The sequence below is a fragment of the Streptomyces sp. NPDC048462 genome (genome assembly GCF_043200175.1).
GTDB lineage: Bacteria > Actinomycetota > Actinomycetes > Streptomycetales > Streptomycetaceae > Streptomyces.
On record NZ_JBICXG010000002.1, the window covers coordinates 594,333 to 611,596 of the forward strand.

The window sequence follows — 17,264 nt, forward strand, 5'->3', positions numbered from 1 at the left end:
CTTGTGGAGGAGCTCCGGATCAGCTGCCGGTGAGGTGCTCGGGGCGTACCGGCGTCCGGTTGAGCTCCAGTCCCGTCGCGTTCCGGATCGCCGCGAGGACGGCCGGGGTGGACGAGAGGGTGGGGGCCTCGCCGATGCCACGGAGCCCGTACGGGGCGTGGTCGTCGGCGAGTTCGAGCACGTCGACCGGGATGGTCGGCGTGTCGAGGATGGTGGGGAGCAGGTAGTCCGTGAAGGACGGGTTGCGTACCTTCGCGGTCTTCGGGTCGACGATGATCTCCTCCATGACGGCGATGCCCATGCCCTGGAGGGTGCCGCCCTGGATCTGGCCGACGACGGAGAGCGGGTTGAGCGCCTTGCCGACGTCCTGGGCGCAGGCCAGTTCGATGACCTTGACCAGTCCGAGTTCGGTGTCGACCTCGACGACCGCGCGGTGGGCGGCGAAGGAGTACTGGACGTGGCCGTTGCCCTGTCCGGTGCGCAGGTCGAAGGCCACGGTGGGCCGGTGGCGCCACTCCAGCTCGATGTCGACCGCCTCGTCCTCCAGCACGTCGGCCAGATCGGCCAGCACCTCGCCGCCGTCGGTGACGACCTTGCCGCCCTCCAGGAGGAGTTCGGCGGTGGCCCAGGCGGGGTGGTACGTACCGAACTTGCGGCGGCCGATCTCCAGCACCTTCTCGCGGACGGCCTCGCAGGAGTTCTTCACGGCGCCGCCGGTGACGTAGGTCTGCCGGGAGGCGGAGGTCGAGCCCGCGGAGCCGACACGGGTGTCAGCCGGGTGGATGGTGACCTGGGCGACGCCGAGTTCGGTACGGGCGATCTGGGCGTGCACGGTGACGCCGCCCTGCCCGACCTCCGCCATGGCCGTGTGCACGGTCGCGACGGGCTCGCCGCCGACGACCTCCATGCGCACCCGGGCGGTGGAGTAGTCGTCGAAGCCCTCGGAGAAGCCGACGTTCTTCAGGCCGACCGCGTAGCCGACACCGCGTACGACGCCCTCGCCGTGCGTGGTGTTGGAGAGCCCGCCGGGCAGCGCCCGGACGTCGGCCTGCTCGCCGGCGCTCTCCCACTGGCGCTCCGGCGGCAGCGGCCTGGCCTTGACCCGGCGCAGCAGTTCGGCGACCGGGGCGGGCGAGTCGACCACCTGGCCGGTCGGCAGGAGGGTGCCCTGCTCCATGGCGTTGATCTGCCTGAACTCGACGGGGTCCATGCCGAGTTCGGCGGCGACCTTGTCCATCTGTGCCTCGTAGGCGAAGCAGGCCTGGACGGCGCCGAAGCCGCGCATCGCGCCGCACGGCGGGTTGTTGGTGTAGAGGGCCAGCGCCTCGATGTCGACGTCCTCGATGACGTACGGGCCGACGGCGAGCGAGGAGGCGTTGCCGACGACGGCCGGGGAGGCGGAGGCGTAGGCCCCGCCGTCCAGCACGATGCGGCACTTCATGTGGGTGAGCTTGCCGTCACGGGTCGCGCCGTGCTCGTACCAGAGCTTGGCGGGGTGGCGGTGGACGTGCCCGAAGAACGACTCGAAGCGGTTGTAGACGATCTTCACCGGCTTGCCGGTGCGCAGCGCCAGCAAGCAGGCGTGGATCTGCATCGACAGGTCCTCGCGGCCGCCGAAGGCCCCGCCGACGCCGGAGAGCGTCATGCGGACCTTGTCCTTGGGCAGGCCGAGGACGGGCGCGATCTGCTCCAGGTCGGAGTGCAGCCACTGGGTGGCGACGTACAGGTCGACGCCGCCGTCCTCGGAGGGCACGGCCAGACCGGACTCCGGGCCGAGGAAGGCCTGGTCCTGCATGCCGAAGACGTACTCACCGCTGACGATCACATCGGCGCGCGCCTTCGCCGCCTCCGCGTCGCCGCGGATGATCGGCTGGCGGTGGACGATGTTGGGGTGCGGTACGTGGCCGATGTGGTGGTCGTCGCGGCCCTCGTGGACGAGGATCGCGTCGGGGGCGGTCGCGGAGGCCTCGTCGGTGATGAGGGGCAGCTCGCGGTAGTCGATCTTGATCTTGGCGGCGGCGCGGCGGGCCGTCTCCGGGTGGTCGGCGGCGACGAGCGCCACCGGCTCGCCGTGGTGGCGGACCTTGCCGTGGGCCAGGACGGGGGTGTCCTGGAACTCCAGACCGTAGTTCTTCATCTCGGTCGGCAGGTCGTCGTAGGTGAGCACGGAGTACACGCCGGAGGTGGCGAGCGCCTCGGAGATGTCGATCGAGACGATCTCGGCGTGCGCGACGGTGGAGCGCAGGGTGTGGCCCCAGAGCATGTCCTCGTGCCACATGTCCGAGGAGTACGCGAACTCGCCGGTGACCTTCAGGATCCCGTCGGGGCGCAGCGTGGACTCGCCGATGCCGCCCTTGGTGCGGGTGCCCTGGTTGATGTTGGTGGGGGAACCGGTAACGCCCATCGTCTAGACCGTCTCTTCCGCTCGGGCGGCCGCCAGGCGGACCGCGTCGAGGATCTTCTCGTAGCCGGTGCAGCGGCAGAGGTTGCCGGAGAGCGCCTCACGGATGTCCGCGTCGGAGGGCTCCGGGGTGCGCTCCAGGAGCTCGTCGGCGGCGATCAGCAGACCGGGGGTGCAGAAGCCGCACTGGACGGCTCCGGCGTCGATGAACGCCTGCTGGATCGGGGAGAGCTCGCCGGTGTCGCGGGTCTCGTCGGCGGACGGCTTGGCCTTCCACCGCTGTGCCTTGTCGACGGTGGTGCCGCAGGCGCCCGAGGCGCAGCCGGTGCCGGGGTGGGCCTCGGAGCGGTGGGCGGCGAAGTCGGCGAGGCCTTCGACGGTGACGACCTCGCGGCCCTCGACCTGGCCGGCGGCGACCAGACAGGAGCAGACCGGGACGCCGTCGAGGCGGACGGTGCAGGAACCGCACTCGCCCTGCTCGCAGGCGTTCTTGGAGCCGGGCAGGCCCATCCGCTCACGCAGCACGTACAGGAGGGACTCGCCCTCCCAGACGTCGTCGGCCTCGTGCCTGCGGCCGTTGACCTTGAAATTGACGCGCATGATCAGGCAGCTCCTTCGGTGCTGCGGCCGTTGCCGCGGTACGACTCCCAGGTCCAGCCGAGGGTCCGGCGGGCCATGATCCCGACCGCGTGCCTGCGATAGCTCGCGGTGCCGCGCACGTCGTCGATCGGGTTGCAGGCGGCCGCGGCGAGCGTGGCGAACTGCTTGGCGACGGACGGCGTGATGATCGTGCGGCTCTCCCAGAACCCGCCCTCCTCGAGGGCGGCGTTCAGGAACTCCTCTGCCTCCTTGGCCCGTACGGGCGTCGGGGCGGCGGAGCCGATACCGGTGCGGACCGTGCGGGTCTCGGGGTGCAGGGCCAGACCGAAGGCGCAGACGGCGATGACCATCGCGTTGCGGGTGCCGACCTTGGAGTACTGCTGGGGCCCGTCGGCCTTCTTGATGTGCACGGCCCGGATCAGCTCGTCCGGTTCCAGTGCGTTGCGCTTGACGCCGGTGTAGAAGGCGTCGATGGGGATCAGCCGGGTGCCCCGGACGGACTCGGCCTCCACCTCGGCGCCCGCGGCGAGCAGCGCCGGGTGGGCGTCCCCGGCGGGCGAGGCGGTGCCCAGGTTGCCACCGACGCCGCCTCGGTTGCGGATCTGTGGCGAGGCCACGGTGTGCGAGGCGAGTGCCAGTCCCGGCAGCTCGGTCCGCAGGTGTTCCATGATGGCGCTGTACGGGACCGAGGCACCGAGCCGTACGCTCTCCTGGCCCACGTCCCACTCGGACAGCTCACCGATGCGGTTCAGGTCCAGGAGGTACTCGGGCCGCCGGTGGTCGAAGTTGATCTCGACCATCACATCGGTGCCGCCCGCGATGGGCACAGCCGTGGGGTGCTCGGCCTTGGCGGCGAGCGCCTCCTCCCAGCTGGCGGGGCGAAGGAAGTCCATGAGTGGCTCTCTTCTTCTCAATCGGTCGTGCGCTGGGGGCTGGGGACGGCCGGCCCTCGACTTGTTCATGTCTTGTTAACGCGGTGTGTGGCCCAGTACACAAGCCCTGCTCCACCTGGTGCAGTCACTGAAACCATGAAGGAGTTGGCTGGTCTTCGTCCTCGTCTTGTAGATTCGAACGAATGACGGGTCTCTGTGACCTCACCGCAACACCCAGTTTTCACCCGCACCAACAAATGAGATCGGCGGCGACGAGATGCGGCTGCGCGCACTGCTGGAGACCGACGCGCTGGGCCTGCGGCTGCTCGGCGGCGACGACGAGCTGGACCGCTCGGTCCGCGGCGTGATGACCACCGACCTGCGGGACCCCAGCCGCTACCTGACCGGCGGCGAGCTGGTGCTGACGGGCCTGGCCTGGCACCGGGACGCGGCGGACTCCGAACCCTTCGTACGGATCCTGGCGGGAGCCGGTGTCGCCGGGCTCGCGGCGGGCGAGGCGGAGCTCGGCGACATCCCGGACGACCTGGTCGAGGCGTGCCGGCGGCACCGGCTGCCGCTCTTCGCGGTCAACGAGACCGTCGCGTTCGCAATGATCACCGAGTACGTGGTCCGTCAGGTGTCCGGCGAGCGCGCCGGGGACCTGGCGGCGGTCGTCGACCGGCACCGCCGGCTGATGACCTCGGGGCCGGCGGGCGGCGGGCCGGAGGTGGTCCTGGACCTGCTCGGCTCCGACCTGGACCTCCAGGCCTGGGTGCTCTCGCCCACCGGCCGGCAGATCGCGGGCGCGGGCGCGCCGCTGCCCGGCCCGGCCGCCGCGGAGCTGGCCGGTCTGCACCTGGCCGCGGTCCGCACCGGCCGCCGCGCCCCGTACCGGGCGGCGATCGGCGGAGTGGCGTATTCGCTCTTCCCGATCCGGAACAACAGCCGGGGCGCCGTGCCGGCCTCCCGCGATGTACGCGAGTCGGTGCTCTCCGACTGGCTGCTCGCCGTCGAGGCCGACGCGAGCGACTGGCCGGCCGCCCGGCTCGACCTGCTCCAGGGCGTCACCCAGCTGATCGCGGTCGAGCGGGACCGGCGGGACGCGGCCCGCACCGTGCGCCGCAGGCTCGCCCAGGAGGTCCTCGAACTGGTCCAGGCCGGCGCCCCGCCCGCCGAGATCGCGGCCAGGCTGCGGGTGGCCGCCCCGGTCCTGCTGCCCGGCCTCGGCACCGCGCCGCACTGGCAGGTGGTGGTGGCCCGGGTCGACTGGGACGAGCAGGGCGCCCCCGGCTCGTCCGGGTCCGGTGTCGCGGGCGGCCCAGTCGCCCAGGCGCTGCTGGAGGAGATCCTCGTCGACCCGGCCGTGACGGGCCCCGACTCCGCGGACCGGATCGCGGTCGCGCACTCCGGCGACGAGGCCGTCGCGCTGGTGCCGCTGCCCGCCGTCGCCCTGCCGGACGGGGACCCGGACCGCGCCCAAGACCCGGAGGGCCCGGAGCCCTCCGGCGAGGATCCCGCGCTGCACGCCGACGTCCTGCTCGCCGCCGTGCGCGCGCCGCTGTCCGCGGGGCTCGCCGACGACGGCCGCCTGACACTGGGTGTCAGCGCGGCGGTGCACTCGCCCGAGGGGCTGCGCGGCGCTTTGGAGGAGGCCCGGCACGCCCGCCGGGTGGCGGCGGCCCGTCCCGGGCGGGTCTGCGCGGCCGGCCACCACGAGCTGGCCTCGCACGTGCTGCTGCTCCCGTTCGTCCCGGACGACGTGCGCCGTGCGTTCACCGCACGGCTGCTCGACCCGCTCCGGGACTACGACCGGCGGCACCGCGCGGAGCTGATCCCGACCCTGGAGTCGTTCCTGGACTGCGACGGTTCGTGGACCCGCTGCGCGGCCCGGCTGCACCTGCACGTCAACACGCTGCGCTACCGGATCGGGCGAATCGAGCAGTTGACGGGGCGTGATCTCGCGCGCCTCGAGGACAAGCTCGATTTCTTCCTCGCCCTGCGTATGAGCTGATTCCCGGGGCCTCCCGCCGTCCCGGGCGGCTTCCGGCGTCTTCCGTCGATTGTGAAAAGTTTCACCTGACATTGCCTCGACCTCTTGGCCCGGCGTGCCATTCCGTGCTGTGATGCGGCCAGACTCAGAGCGTCCGGCCATCGCGGGTGCACCGCCCCGTGGACGGACACTCTCCACAGCTCAATGGTGCGCTCGGGGAGGGCAATGTGGCGTATACCGCCATGTCTGGTTCCGGAACGACAGCAGATGACGATCCGCCGCTCCAGACAGCCGTATGGCGGTTGCGCTCACGCGCCTGCTGGACGGACGCCGCGGCACTGCTCGAACACGACGCCGCCACCGACCCGGCCGCGGCGCTCCAGCGGACGGCCCTGCTGACCGAGCGCTGTCTGTACGCGGGGCAGGGCTGGACCGAAGCCGAGGACGCGCTGCGCACCGCCGAGGCCCTGGCCCACGACGACGCCGAGCGCGGGGCCGCCGCGTGCGAGCGCGGACACCTCGCGTACGCCTCGACGCTGCTCGGTGTGCGGGACCGGGCCGACGAGGCCCGGGTCGCGCTGAGCCGGGCCGCGGCGCTGCTGTCCCCGGCCGGCGCGGGACGCCCGCTGCTGGACTTCCGGCGGGGCCTGATCGCGCAGAACATCGCGGATTCGCCGCAGGCCGCGCGCGCCGCCTACCGCAGGGCTCATGCCGGCGCCACCGCCCAGGGCGACGAGCTGCTGCTCTCCTCGACCTGGCGCCATCTCGCGCTGATCGCGCTGCGCGAGGGGGAGCTGGCGGAGGCCCGGCACGGCTTCGCGGAGTCCCTGCGGATAAGGGAGGAGCTGGGCTACCTCGTCGGTACCGCCCCGGCGCTCATCGCCATGGCGGACGCCGAGCCGGAGCCCGAGGTGGCGACCCGGCTGCGCGCCGAGGCGGGCAGGCTCTTCCGGCTGCTCGGCGGCGTACCGACCTGGCTGGCCCCGCACATCGACCCGCCGGGTCCGGGGACCGCCGAGGCGAACTGAGGCCGCGCCCGGGGGCCCGGCCCCGGCTGCCGGATTCAGGCCCCGGAACCGGCGAAGTGCTCCCGTACGAGTGACTGCACGACCACCACGTCCTGGGCGATCAGTGCGTCCAGGAGCGCGGTGTGCTCGGACGCGTCCGCCAGGAGGTCGGCGCGGCGGGTGACCGGGTTGGTCTCCAGCGGCCACTGGGAGCGGCGGTGCAGCTCGTCGGCCACCGCGACGAGCTGGGTGTTGCCGGACAGGGCGAGCACCGCTCCGTGGAAGGCCCGGTCCGCCTCGGCGTAACTGGCCCGGTCGCCGACGGCCGCCGCCGCGACGGTGGCGTCGGCCAGCGGGCGCAGGGCGCACCAGCCCGCCGGGGCCACGGTGCGGGCGAGCCGCAGCATGACGGGGACCTCGATCAGCGCCCGCACCTCCGCCAGCTCGGCCAGCTCGCGCGGGCCGCGCTCCGCGACCCGGAAGCCCCGGTTCGGCACGACCTCGACGGCCCCTTCGACGGCCAGCTGCTGCATGGCCTCGCGCACCGGGGTGGCGGAGACCCCGAAGCGGGCGCCGAGGGCCGGGGCGGAGTAGACCTGCCCGGGGATCAGCTCGCCGTCGACGAGGGCGGCGCGCAGGGCTGCCAGGATCTGGCCACGCACGGAGTGCCGCCGCACGGCGGGCCGGGGCGGGGGCTGCTCGCCGTGGGTGTGCTCGCCGCGGGCCTGTTCGGGCACCCGGACGGACGAGTGGGCGGTCGCGGACGCGTACGGCGGCCGCACCTCCTCACACCCTCTGCCCTGCTCCACGGCTGCCTCCTCGGACGTGCCGGGCGCGGCTCGCCCGTGCCGTGCCCCGTGTGCACGATAGGCGGAGGAGGCCGCAGTTCAAACATCGATCAGGTCGGGTAAGGTAAGGCTTACCTCTAAACGATCGCGATACGGTGGTCCGCGCATGCCCCTCCCCGCCCTGCTTCCCGCCCCGCTTCCCGCAGCGGCGTCCTCGGCCGTGACCGAGGCGTACGCGCGTCTGGCCGAGGTCTTCCCGGGACTGCGCGCCGAGGTACTCACGGACGGCGAGTCCGCCCCGGGCGGCGTCGGCTGGGTCGGCGCGCACGAGCTGGCGGCCGGCGGCAGCGCCCTGGACACCTTCCTCGCCTGGGACAACGCGCAGGTGCTGCGGGACTACGGACAGCAGGCCAGGCCCGACGTGGTCGCCAGCTTCGGACTGCACCGCTACGCCTGGCCGGCCTGTCTGCTGGTGACGGTGCCGTGGTTCCTGCACCGGCGGGTGCCCCGGATCCCGGTCGAGGACGTCTCCTTCCAGCGCGCGCTGGGCCATCTGACCTTGCGGGTAAGGGAGTTCGCCTGCCTGCCCGACGACCCGGCGGCGGCGCTGCCGGGTGCCCGGGTGGTGGCGGACGAGGCCGCGCTGCGCGCCGAGGTCCTCGCCTCCGTGGCCGAGCACCTCGGACCGGTGCTCGACGGCTTCGGACCGAGGATGCGGCGCGGGAAGCGGGCCCTGTGGGGCATGGCGACCGACGAGATCGTCGAGGGCCTCTGGTACATCGCCCACCTGCTGGGCGAGGAGCGGCGGGCGATGGCCGAGCTGGAGGCCCTCCTGCCGGGCACCACCAAGCCCTACGTCGGCACCGCGGGCTTCCGGGAACTCACCGGACCCGAGGGCGAGTCACTGCCCACCCGGGACCGGGCGAGCTGCTGTCTCTTCTACACGCTGCGGCCCGAGGACACCTGTGTCACCTGCCCGCGCACCTGTGACGCCGACCGGGTCCGGAAGCTGACGCCCGCTCCCTGATCCACACCGCCCGCAGGGGTGACATATATCGAACACAACTGCCCCGCCACTGAGGGGCGTTCGACCAGATCGAGGAAATCCACCGGCTCAGCCACCCCATTGGCGTTCACTTGCCCCGAAACCGCCAGGACTTGAGGGAATCTCCGCCACGATTGCGCCCGAAACGCCCTACGCGACGCAAGGGACCGCGCATGAGACTGACCGACATATCGCTCGACTGGCTGCTTCCGGGCGCCGTGCTGCTCGCGGGAGTCATGGCGGCGGTGGCGGTGGCGCTGGTCGCACGCGGCAAGCGCGCCGCCGACACGTCCGCGGCCGACGACACCTGGGAACGCAGCGAGGACCGCCGCAGGCGCAAGGAAGCGCTCTACGCCACCGCTTCGTACGTTCTGCTGTTCTGCTGCGCGGCGGTCGCCGCCGCGCTCTCCTTCCACGGGCTCGTCGGCTTCGGCCGGCAGAACCTCGGCCTCGCCGATGGCTGGGAATACCTGGTGCCCTTCGGGCTCGACGGGGCCGCGATGTTCTGCTCCGTGCTCGCCGTGCGGGAGGCGAGCCACGGCGACGCGGCACTCGGCTCCCGGCTGCTGGTGTGGACCTTCGCCGGCGCTGCCGCCTGGTTCAACTGGGTGCACGCACCGCGCGGCCTGGACCACGCGGGCGCCCCGCACTTCTTCGCGGGGATGTCGCTCTCGGCGGCCGTGCTCTTCGACCGGGCGCTGAAGCAGACCCGTGTCGCCGCGCTGCGCGAGCAGGGCCTGGTGCCCCGCCCGCTGCCGCAGATCCGGATCGTCCGGTGGCTGCGCGCGCCCCGGGAGACTTTCGGCGCCTGGTCGCTGATGCTCCTCGAAGGCGTACGCACGCTGGACGAGGCGGTCGACGAGGTACGCGAGGACCGCAGGGAGAAGGAGCAGAACCGTCTCCGCAGGAAGGACCAGGAGAAGCTGGACCGAGCACAGATCAAGGCCCTGAACCGGCAGAACCGGGCCTGGGGCCGGGTGGGCCGGGGCAGCGCCCAGGTGGATGTCCAGGCCATCACCGCCTCGACGGGCTCCGCACAGTCCGTCGCGGAGCCCGCCATATCCGAGCCGGGTCAGCTGCCACTGCGACCCCGGCCATCCCTGCAAGCCGTAACCGGCTCCAGCTCCAAGAACGCCCCGGACCTGAGCACGACTGATCCGAGAGCGGTCGACCTCACTTCCGAGGACGACACCCAGTCCCTGCCCCGGCTCGATTCGCTGGAGCAGAAACTGAAGGACCTGGAGCAGCAGTTCGGCTGACCCGCACGGGTCGGCCGAATGGTCAGAACGGTTTCGGCCGACAGGCTGACAAGGTCGGCCCGGCTCCGGCCGACCGGCCGGCAAGGCCGGCGATGAACGGCCCTGACGATCCACCGGATCGTCAGGGCCGTTCGCCTTCCAGCTCGAACCAGACCACCTTGCCCAGTGCCTTGGGGCTGATCCCCCAGGCGTCCGCGAGGCTCTCCACCAGGATCAGCCCTCTGCCGTGCGTACCGTCGTCGGCGTTCGGTACGCGCGACACGGGCATCCCGGGGACGAAGTCCCGCACCTCCACCCGCAGTTTGCGGGGCGCCACGCTGACGGCGACGACAGCGCCCTCGTCCGTGTGGACCAGTGCGTTGGTCACCAGCTCGCTGAGCAGCAGCTCGGCCACCTGCGCGGGCTCCTCCTTCCAGCGGTACCTCAGTAACTCCCTTACCGCACCTCGCACTTCGGACACGGCCGCCAGATCGGCGCTGCCCAGTCTGCGATGCAGCCGGCCCAGTTCCTGACGCTCCATCGTCTCCCCCGCCCGCACAGTGAACCGCCCCCTTCTCGTCGAATGCGCTTCACGCAATGCATGCCCCGCTCACGGGCCGTCACGCTTTCCCGGGCGTCAATGAGTGCGGAACCACGGAGTCCGGGCGGAACCGGCGTCTCGACGTGGAGCTTCCGCCGTTCAGGTTAACTTCCGAAAAATTCACATGAGTTGGCGTTGACGGGACCGCGTCTACGCGCGTCATCATGGTGGGTATGCGAATCCCCCCACGGATCACCACGCTCGGCGGCGTCGCCGCCCTACTGTCCGTCCTCTTCGTCGGCGGCCCCGTCGCGGCGACCGCGACAGCGGCCCCCGCCTCGGTCGGCAGCATCTGCTACGACGCCCTCCCCTCCCAGGCGCACGACACCCTCGATCTCATCGACGCGGGCGGCCCCTTCCCGTACGACCAGGACGGAGTCGTCTTCCAGAACCGCGAAGGCGTCCTGCCCGGCCAGAGCACCGGCTACTACCACGAGTACACCGTGATCACCCCTGGCGCTCCCACGCGTGGCGCACGCCGGATCGTCACCGGGGAGGAGACCCAGGAGGACTACTACACCTCCGACCACTACGAGACGTTCGACCTCGTCGACTTCACCTGCTGAACCCTCCCCGCCCGGATCCGCGCCGCAGTCCCCCACCTGCGGCGCGGATCACCGGCGGAAGGGACTTGTACGCTCACCGCATGACCGTGACCTATGTGATCAACGGCTCCGAGGTCACCGGCCTGGAGCGCTTCTGGCAGGTGATCGGCGAGGCGGTGAACGGGCCCGGCGGGTACTTCGGCCGCAATCCGGACTCCTTCGCCGACTGCCTGCGCGGCGGGATGGGCACGCCGGACGACGACGACTTCGTCATCGAGTGGCGCGACCACACCCGCTCCGCAGCCGCCCTGGGGCACCAGGAGACGGCACGGTACCTGCGCGGCCTGCAGGCCCGCGCCGATCCGGGCAACCTGCCGAGGCTGCGCCAGGAGCTGACCCGGGCGGACGCCGGGCTGGGGCCGACACTCTTCGACCGGCTCGTGGAGATCATCCGGGCCGAGACGGCGCCGGGCACCCTGCTGCTGCGCTGAGGGCCACGGGCGCCGGACCGGCCGCACCCGTGACCCTCCGGGGCCTCAGTACTGTGCGGAGACCTTCACGCCGCCGAAGTCCGCCACGGCGTACAGGCTGATGTAGTGCGCGCCCGCCGCCGGGTGATCGACGGTCAGGGTGTGGGCGTTCCCGCTGCCGGTCGCCCGGGAGGTATAGGCGCCCGTGGTGGCCCAGCCACCGGCGTTGTAGTAGAGATCGGCGTCGCCCGTTCCGCCGCTCGTGGTGATCTTCAGCCGGTCGGTGCCGGCGGGCACGTAGACGTAGAGGTAGGAGTAGTCGCCCTTGGTGGCACGCTGCCCGCTGCGGGCGCAGTTCTGGCCGAGTTCACGGCTGTCGGCCGAGGTGCACTCGGTGACCGGATCGGTGGGCGGGTTGGTGGTGGTGCCGCAGCTGCCGGCCGCGCAGGACGTCAGCCAGCTGTTCCAGTCGGCGTCGTAGCGGCTGCCGATGGTGGAGGTGAGGAGAGTGCGGGCGCCGTTCCAGTCGCCGGTCCGGTAGAGGCCCAGCAGCTTGTCCACGTCGGCGCGGTGCGACTGGAGCATGTAACGCACGGCCAGGTAGCCCCAGTTGTAGACGCGGGTCTGGTCGGCGTTCTCGTACGTCGTGTCGAACAGGGTGCGCAGGGTGTAGGTGTGCGCGGCGGCCTGGGTGATGGCGTCGTCGTAGGTGACGTCTCGGTAGCTGTAGGAGACGTACTCCGCGAAGCCCTCCACCCACCAGATGGTCGGTGTCGTGATGCCGGCTTCGAAGTCGCCGGCCATGTCGAACCGGCCGTCGAGGTAGTGCGTGTACTCGTGGTTGAGGTTCCAGATCTGGAAGTCGGGCCGGACCCACTCCGCCTCGTAGGCGATGAACCTCGGCTGGTTGCCGGCTGCGGCCGGGTCGCCTTCGAGGTACATCCCGCCGTTGTTGGTGTCGATGCCGTAGATGGCCCCGGCGTAGGTCTGGTAGTCGGTGCTCGAATCGAAGACGACCACCTCGATGGTGCTGTTGTGGTCGTCGGCGACGGGTCCGTTGTCGCGCACCACGCCGTGGAAGTAGGCGTCCTGGTCGCGCAGACTGGTGCAGGCGGCTCCCAGGTCGGCCGGGGACATCTGCTGGGCCAGGATGCGGATGCTGTCGCTGCAGGTGTAGTCGACCGGGAGCACGGCGCTCTTGAGCCGGGCCGACAGGTCGCAGGTGTCGTAGACGGAGCAGTTGGCCGCGTCGTAGTAGTCGGTCATCTCCGCCAGTCCGACCCAGAGGGGCGCGGTGGGCCCGGTCAGGGATGTGCGGCCGAGCAGGTCGGTGACGAGCGGGCGGGCCTTGGGCCGCAGCGACTCCTCCTGGAGGAAGCGCGCCAGCTCGCGCCCGGCGTTGGAGGTCAGGTAGGACCGGTCCGTGCCCAGCAGGCCCAGGTGGTCGCGGGCGAAGCCGGCGAGCGCGTCGAGCAGGCTCGGGTCGGCCTCGACGGCGCTGACGAACTCGGGCACCTGATGGCCCCGGAAGGTCACGGTGTAGACGTTGTTGACCGCGTTGAGCATGTACCAGGAGCTGTCGTAAGAGGAGTTGTAGCCGGCCAGCAGCCGCTTGACGACGTACAGGTAGCGGGCGTTCTGCTCCGCGCTGTCGATGAGCGTGACGGCCTCGGCCAGGGTCTCGCCGTTGGCGTCGGTGACGTCCCGGGAGTGCGCGGAGGCGAAGAAGGCGTCCAGGGCGCCCTGGATGGCGGTGCCCAGCGGGGCGCCGTAGCTGCCGACGGTGCCGGGGTCGTAGTACTGCACGTAGTAGCCGGCCCGCAGGAAGAGCACCAGTTGCGGCATGCCCGTGCTGCTGTCGCCCGGATAGGCGGCCGATCCGTCGCGCAGCGCGTTGGCGACGCTCACCATCTGGGCCTCACGGAAGGCGAGGTAGCCGTCGTTGCCCTTGACGCCGAACAGGGTGTTGACGCAGTCGGTGGTGGAGGACTTGACCTGCTGGACGAGGGCGCTGCCGGTGCGGCTGGTGAAGTCCGCGACGGAGCAGGCGGCGGCAGCCCCGGTTCCGGCCGATCGGGCGGCGGCGCGGGCCTTCGCCTTCATCGAGGGGGCGGGGTGGCTCGGCGCGGAGGAGCCCTGATCGTCGTAGTCGCGGCGGAGCGCGTCGGTGGAAGCGGTCGTGGGCGGCCGGTCGGCGGGCTTCAGTGCCTGGTCGGCTATGTGGCCGGCGTCCTGGGCGGGCGCGGTCAGGGCCTGTGCGGCGGGGCCTCCCGGCTCGGGTGCGGCCGGGTCGGCGGCCCGGTGTGCGGCGGCGTTCGCGCTCGTGGCCGCCGAGGCGGAGGGACGGACCTCGGCGGCCCGGCTCGGTGCCGCGAGCATGCCGACGCCCAGGCAGGCTGCCAGGGCCACGGTGGACAGGCCGGTGAATCTCTGACGAACCGTTCGGTTCTTCACGTGCCGCCTCCCAGCGGAGTGGTGGCCGCGCGACTGTGCGCGGCCGTGGGGGATGGTGCGCGACCGGGGCCGGGCCGGAAGGCCGGGCAGGGGATAGCCGCCTGGCATGAACACGACTTCGATGGCGACCGCCTGTACAATGGCACATGTCACATGTCCTTAGGAAGCAGTTGGGCGCGAATTGGCATGGCGGCCAACTCTGGCCGCCAGCAAGCGACTTGAGGAGGCTCACCGCACCCGGCGCCGGACATGACGGAGCACCCGGACAGCCTGCGTCATCCGGGTCCGGTGCTTGCCAGGGAGCGTTCGGGGAGTGTCAGGCCTTCATGCCGTCGGCCCACAGGGACCGGACATGGGACATGTGGGCGAGCATGCAGGCCTCGGCGCCCGGGGCGTCCCCGGCGACGACCAGATCGAGGAGCTGTACGTGCTCCTCGGCCGAGGCCGTCAACTGGCCTGATTCCGCAAGCCTGTTCAGGCCGTACAGGCGCGAACGCTTGCGCAGCTCACCGACCTCCTCGACCAGCCGGCGATTCCCGGCCAGCCCGAGCAGGGCGAGGTGGAAGCGCCGGTCGGCCTCCAGGTAGCCAAGGATGTCGTGCCGGCGTGCGGCCTCGACGATCTCCTTCGCGACGGGGCGCAGCGCCTCCAGCTCCAGCGTCAGGCCCATCCGTGCGATCCGGCCGACGGTGGGGACCTCGATCATGGCGCGGAGTTCGGTGAAGTCGTCGAGGTCCTGGTCGGTCAGTTCGGTGATCCGGAAGCCCTTGTTGCGGACGGCCTCGACCAGTCCCTCCCGGGCCAGATCGAGCATGGCCTCCCGCACGGGTGTCGCGGAGACGCCGAACTCGGAGGCGAGCGCGGGCGCCGAGTAGATCGTCCCCGGCCTCAGCTCACCGGCGATCAGCGCCGCCCGCAGCGCGTGCGCCACCTGGTCGCGCAGATGTTCCTGCGCCGAGATCGCGTTGAGCGACGTGAGGCGGGCCATGTCTGTCCTCCAGCACCGTGCGGAGAGCCAGAATACAATGTGACGTTGTCTTGCGTCCCGGCCCCGTGGGGTGTGAAGTACGGGGCCGGGCAGGAGCGTCCGCCGGATCACGGATTCACAGCAGGAACCCCTCGGGGAAGGGGTCGGACGGGTCGAGGAAGTACTGCGCGGTTCCGGTGATCCAGGCGCGTCCCGTGACGGTGGGGACGACCGCGGGCAGCGCGGCGACGGTGGTCTCCGCGACCAGCCGGCCGGTGAACGTGGTGCCGATGAACGACTCGTTCACGAAGTCGGTGTCCAGCGGAAGTTCGCCCCGCGCGTGGAGCTGGGCCATCCGCGCCGAGGTCCCGGTGCCGCACGGCGACCGGTCGAACCACCCGGGGTGGATGGCCATGGCGTTCCGGGAGCGCACCGCGTCGGAGCCGGGCGCGATCAACTGGACGTGCTTGAGCCCGCTGATCCCGGGATCGAGGGGGTGGACCGGGCGGTCCGTCTCGTTGACCGCGTCCATCAGGGCGAGCCCCGCCGCCAGCAGTTCGTCCTTGCGTGACCGGTCGAACGGCAGTCCCAGATCGGCCAGTTGCACCATCGCGTAGAAGTTTCCGCCGTAGGCGAGGTCGTAGGTGACGGTGCCGAGGCCGGGCACCTTCGCGGTGAGTCCCAGGCCGGCGGAGAAGGCGGGAACGTTGGTCAGGGTGACGGAGATCGCGGCGCCGTCCTCGACGTGGACGTCGACGGAGACCAGTCCGGCCGGGGTGTCGAGCCGTACGGTGGTGACCGGTTCGGTGACCTCGACCATGCCGGTCTCCACCAGTACGGTGGCCACTCCGATCGTGCCGTGTCCGCACATCGGCAGGCAGCCCGAGACCTCCATGAACAGCACCCCGAAGTCGGCGTCGGGCCGGGTCGGCGGCTGGAGAACGGCCCCGCTCATGGCGGCGTGGCCGCGTGGCTCGTACATCAGCAGGGTGCGTACCGCGTCGCGGTGCGCCATGAAGTGGTCGCGCCGCTCGGCCATGGTGGCGCCGGGGACGGCGCCGATCCCGCCGGTGATGACGCGGGTGGGCATGCCCTCGGTGTGCGAGTCGACGGCGTGGAATACGTGACGCGTGCGCAAGTCTCCCCCTCGGTCGTCCTGCCGGTCCGCGCGGCACGTGCGTGCGCCGCGCGGTGTGTCGTGCGGTGTGTCCTGCGCTGGGCGTTGTGCGGTGGGTCGTGCGCTGGGCATTGTGCGGTGGGTCGTACGCTGGGCGTTGTGCGGTGGGTCGTACGTTCCGCCGTGCCTGCTACCGGGCCGGGCCTGGCGGTTCCGGACTGAGCGGACCCGGAGTCAGCCCAGCCCTTCGGCCAGCGCCTTCTCCGTGGCGGCGCGCACGGCGGTGGCGGCCGCCGCCTCCAGGGGCAGGCGGGGCGGCCGGGTGGGACCGCCGTGCCGGCCGACGATGTCCATCGACGCCTTGATCGCCTGGACGAACTCCGGTTTGGAGTCCCACCGCAGCAGCGGGTGGAGCCGCCGGTAGAGCGGCAGGGCAGCCTCCAGATCGCCCGAGACAGCGGCGCGGTACAGCGCGACACAGCCGGCGGGCAGCATGTTGGGACAGCCCGCGATCCAGCCGACCGCACCGGCCAGGGCGAGTTCCAGCAGTACGTCGTCGGCCCCCACCAGCAGGTCGAGCCCGGGTGCCTCCTCGGCGATCTCGTAGGCCCTGCGGACGTCCCCGCTGAACTCCTTGACGGCCACGATCGACCCGTCCGCGTGGAGTTGCGCGAGGAGCCCCGGGGTCAGGTCGACCTTTGTGTCGTAGGGGTTGTTGTACGCGACGACCGGCAGGCCCGCCCCGGCGACCTCGGCGTAGTGCGCGCGCACGGCGGCGTCCTCGCACGGGTAGCCGTTGGGCGGGAGCAGCAGGACGGACGCGGCACCCGCCTCCGCCGCCCGGTCGGCCAGGCGGCGCGACTGGGCGCTGTCGTAGGCGGAGACCCCGGGCATGACCCTGGCCCCGTCCCCGGCGGCCTCGACCGCGACCCGCACCACCTGGTCGCGCTCCTGGTCCGTGAGGGTCTGGTACTCCCCCAGCGAGCCGTTCGGCACCACCCCGTCGCAGCCGGCGTCCACGAGGTCGCGGACGTGGGCCGCGTACGCGTCGAAGTCGATGGAGCGGTCGTCGCGCAGGGTGAGCGGAGTGGCGACCATGACGCCTCGCCAAGGACTGTTCCGGGCAGTGGGGTTCATCGACATCGGGGCTCCCTCAGAGGTGTGGCATG

The 17,264-nt window shown here is 71.7% G+C and carries 15 protein-coding genes; 6 read left to right on the plus strand and 9 right to left on the minus strand.

Annotation, left to right across the window (positions count from 1 at the left end):
* Positions 1 to 19: 19 nt before the first annotated feature.
* The 3 genes from ACGFU6_RS05800 to ACGFU6_RS05810 are packed head-to-tail and all read right to left on the minus strand — an operon-like array spanning position 20 to position 3,894.
* A complete protein-coding gene (locus ACGFU6_RS05800) occupies positions 20 to 2,404 on the minus strand; it encodes a xanthine dehydrogenase family protein molybdopterin-binding subunit (RefSeq protein ID WP_393608263.1) in 2,385 nt (794 codons plus the stop codon).
* Between the two features lie 3 nt (positions 2,405 to 2,407).
* A complete protein-coding gene (locus ACGFU6_RS05805; RefSeq protein WP_123527422.1) occupies positions 2,408 to 3,001 on the minus strand; it encodes a (2Fe-2S)-binding protein in 594 nt (197 codons plus the stop codon).
* Positions 3,002 to 3,003: 2 nt separating this feature from the next.
* Positions 3,004 to 3,894: a xanthine dehydrogenase family protein subunit M gene (locus ACGFU6_RS05810; RefSeq protein WP_123527421.1), complete on the minus strand. Its 891-nt coding sequence runs from the start codon at positions 3,892 to 3,894 to the stop codon at positions 3,004 to 3,006.
* A 256-nt stretch (positions 3,895 to 4,150) separates the two neighbouring features.
* On the opposite strand from ACGFU6_RS05810, the gene ACGFU6_RS05815 reads away from it, so the two are divergent.
* Together ACGFU6_RS05815 and ACGFU6_RS05820 are read left to right on the plus strand one after the other, a co-directional pair.
* Complete coding sequence (locus ACGFU6_RS05815; RefSeq protein WP_393608265.1) at positions 4,151 to 5,884, plus strand: PucR family transcriptional regulator; 1,734 nt, start codon at positions 4,151 to 4,153, stop codon at positions 5,882 to 5,884.
* A 221-nt stretch (positions 5,885 to 6,105) separates the two neighbouring features.
* Entirely contained in the window at positions 6,106 to 6,891 is a 786-nt protein-coding gene (locus ACGFU6_RS05820) for a hypothetical protein (protein ID WP_393608266.1), read from the plus strand.
* Between the two features lie 35 nt (positions 6,892 to 6,926).
* On the opposite strand, the gene ACGFU6_RS05825 is transcribed toward ACGFU6_RS05820, so the two are convergent.
* Positions 6,927 to 7,679, minus strand: coding sequence for a GntR family transcriptional regulator (locus ACGFU6_RS05825; RefSeq protein ID WP_393608267.1), 753 nt, complete (start codon positions 7,677 to 7,679; stop codon positions 6,927 to 6,929).
* Between the two features lie 145 nt (positions 7,680 to 7,824).
* On the opposite strand from ACGFU6_RS05825, the gene ACGFU6_RS05830 reads away from it, so the two are divergent.
* Together ACGFU6_RS05830 and ACGFU6_RS05835 are read left to right on the plus strand one after the other, a co-directional pair.
* Complete coding sequence (locus tag ACGFU6_RS05830; protein ID WP_393608269.1) at positions 7,825 to 8,685, plus strand: (2Fe-2S)-binding protein; 861 nt, start codon at positions 7,825 to 7,827, stop codon at positions 8,683 to 8,685.
* A gap of 191 nt (positions 8,686 to 8,876) precedes the next feature.
* Positions 8,877 to 9,962 (plus strand): DUF2637 domain-containing protein, encoded by a 1,086-nt coding sequence (locus ACGFU6_RS05835; RefSeq protein ID WP_393608271.1) that lies wholly within the window; start codon positions 8,877 to 8,879, stop codon positions 9,960 to 9,962.
* A gap of 121 nt (positions 9,963 to 10,083) precedes the next feature.
* On the opposite strand, the gene ACGFU6_RS05840 is transcribed toward ACGFU6_RS05835, so the two are convergent.
* Positions 10,084 to 10,446 carry an ATP-binding protein gene (locus ACGFU6_RS05840; protein WP_393608391.1) on the minus strand — a complete coding sequence of 121 codons (363 nt, stop codon included), beginning with the start codon at positions 10,444 to 10,446 and terminating at the stop codon, positions 10,084 to 10,086.
* Between the two features lie 269 nt (positions 10,447 to 10,715).
* Here ACGFU6_RS05840 and ACGFU6_RS05845 point away from each other — a divergent pair, with 269 nt between their 5' ends.
* Positions 10,716 to 11,108, plus strand: a complete 393-nt coding sequence (locus ACGFU6_RS05845) for a ribonuclease domain-containing protein (protein ID WP_393608272.1) — start codon at positions 10,716 to 10,718, stop codon at positions 11,106 to 11,108.
* 80 nt (positions 11,109 to 11,188) lie between these two features.
* Entirely contained in the window at positions 11,189 to 11,578 is a 390-nt protein-coding gene (locus ACGFU6_RS05850; protein ID WP_393608274.1) for a barstar family protein, read from the plus strand.
* Positions 11,579 to 11,623: 45 nt separating this feature from the next.
* Here the strand turns inward: ACGFU6_RS05850 and ACGFU6_RS05855 are convergent, their stop codons facing one another.
* The 4 genes from ACGFU6_RS05855 to ACGFU6_RS05870 all read right to left on the minus strand — a co-directional run bounded on the left by ACGFU6_RS05855 (position 11,624) and on the right by ACGFU6_RS05870 (position 17,232).
* Positions 11,624 to 14,011 carry a M9 family metallopeptidase gene (locus ACGFU6_RS05855; RefSeq protein WP_393608276.1) on the minus strand — a complete coding sequence of 796 codons (2,388 nt, stop codon included), beginning with the start codon at positions 14,009 to 14,011 and terminating at the stop codon, positions 11,624 to 11,626.
* Positions 14,012 to 14,327: 316 nt separating this feature from the next.
* Positions 14,328 to 14,999 carry a GntR family transcriptional regulator gene (locus ACGFU6_RS05860; protein WP_393608277.1) on the minus strand — a complete coding sequence of 224 codons (672 nt, stop codon included), beginning with the start codon at positions 14,997 to 14,999 and terminating at the stop codon, positions 14,328 to 14,330.
* A gap of 115 nt (positions 15,000 to 15,114) precedes the next feature.
* Complete coding sequence (locus ACGFU6_RS05865; protein WP_393608279.1) at positions 15,115 to 16,116, minus strand: proline racemase family protein; 1,002 nt, start codon at positions 16,114 to 16,116, stop codon at positions 15,115 to 15,117.
* Between the two features lie 213 nt (positions 16,117 to 16,329).
* Complete coding sequence (locus ACGFU6_RS05870; protein WP_393608280.1) at positions 16,330 to 17,232, minus strand: dihydrodipicolinate synthase family protein; 903 nt, start codon at positions 17,230 to 17,232, stop codon at positions 16,330 to 16,332.
* Positions 17,233 to 17,264: the final 32 nt, after the last annotated feature.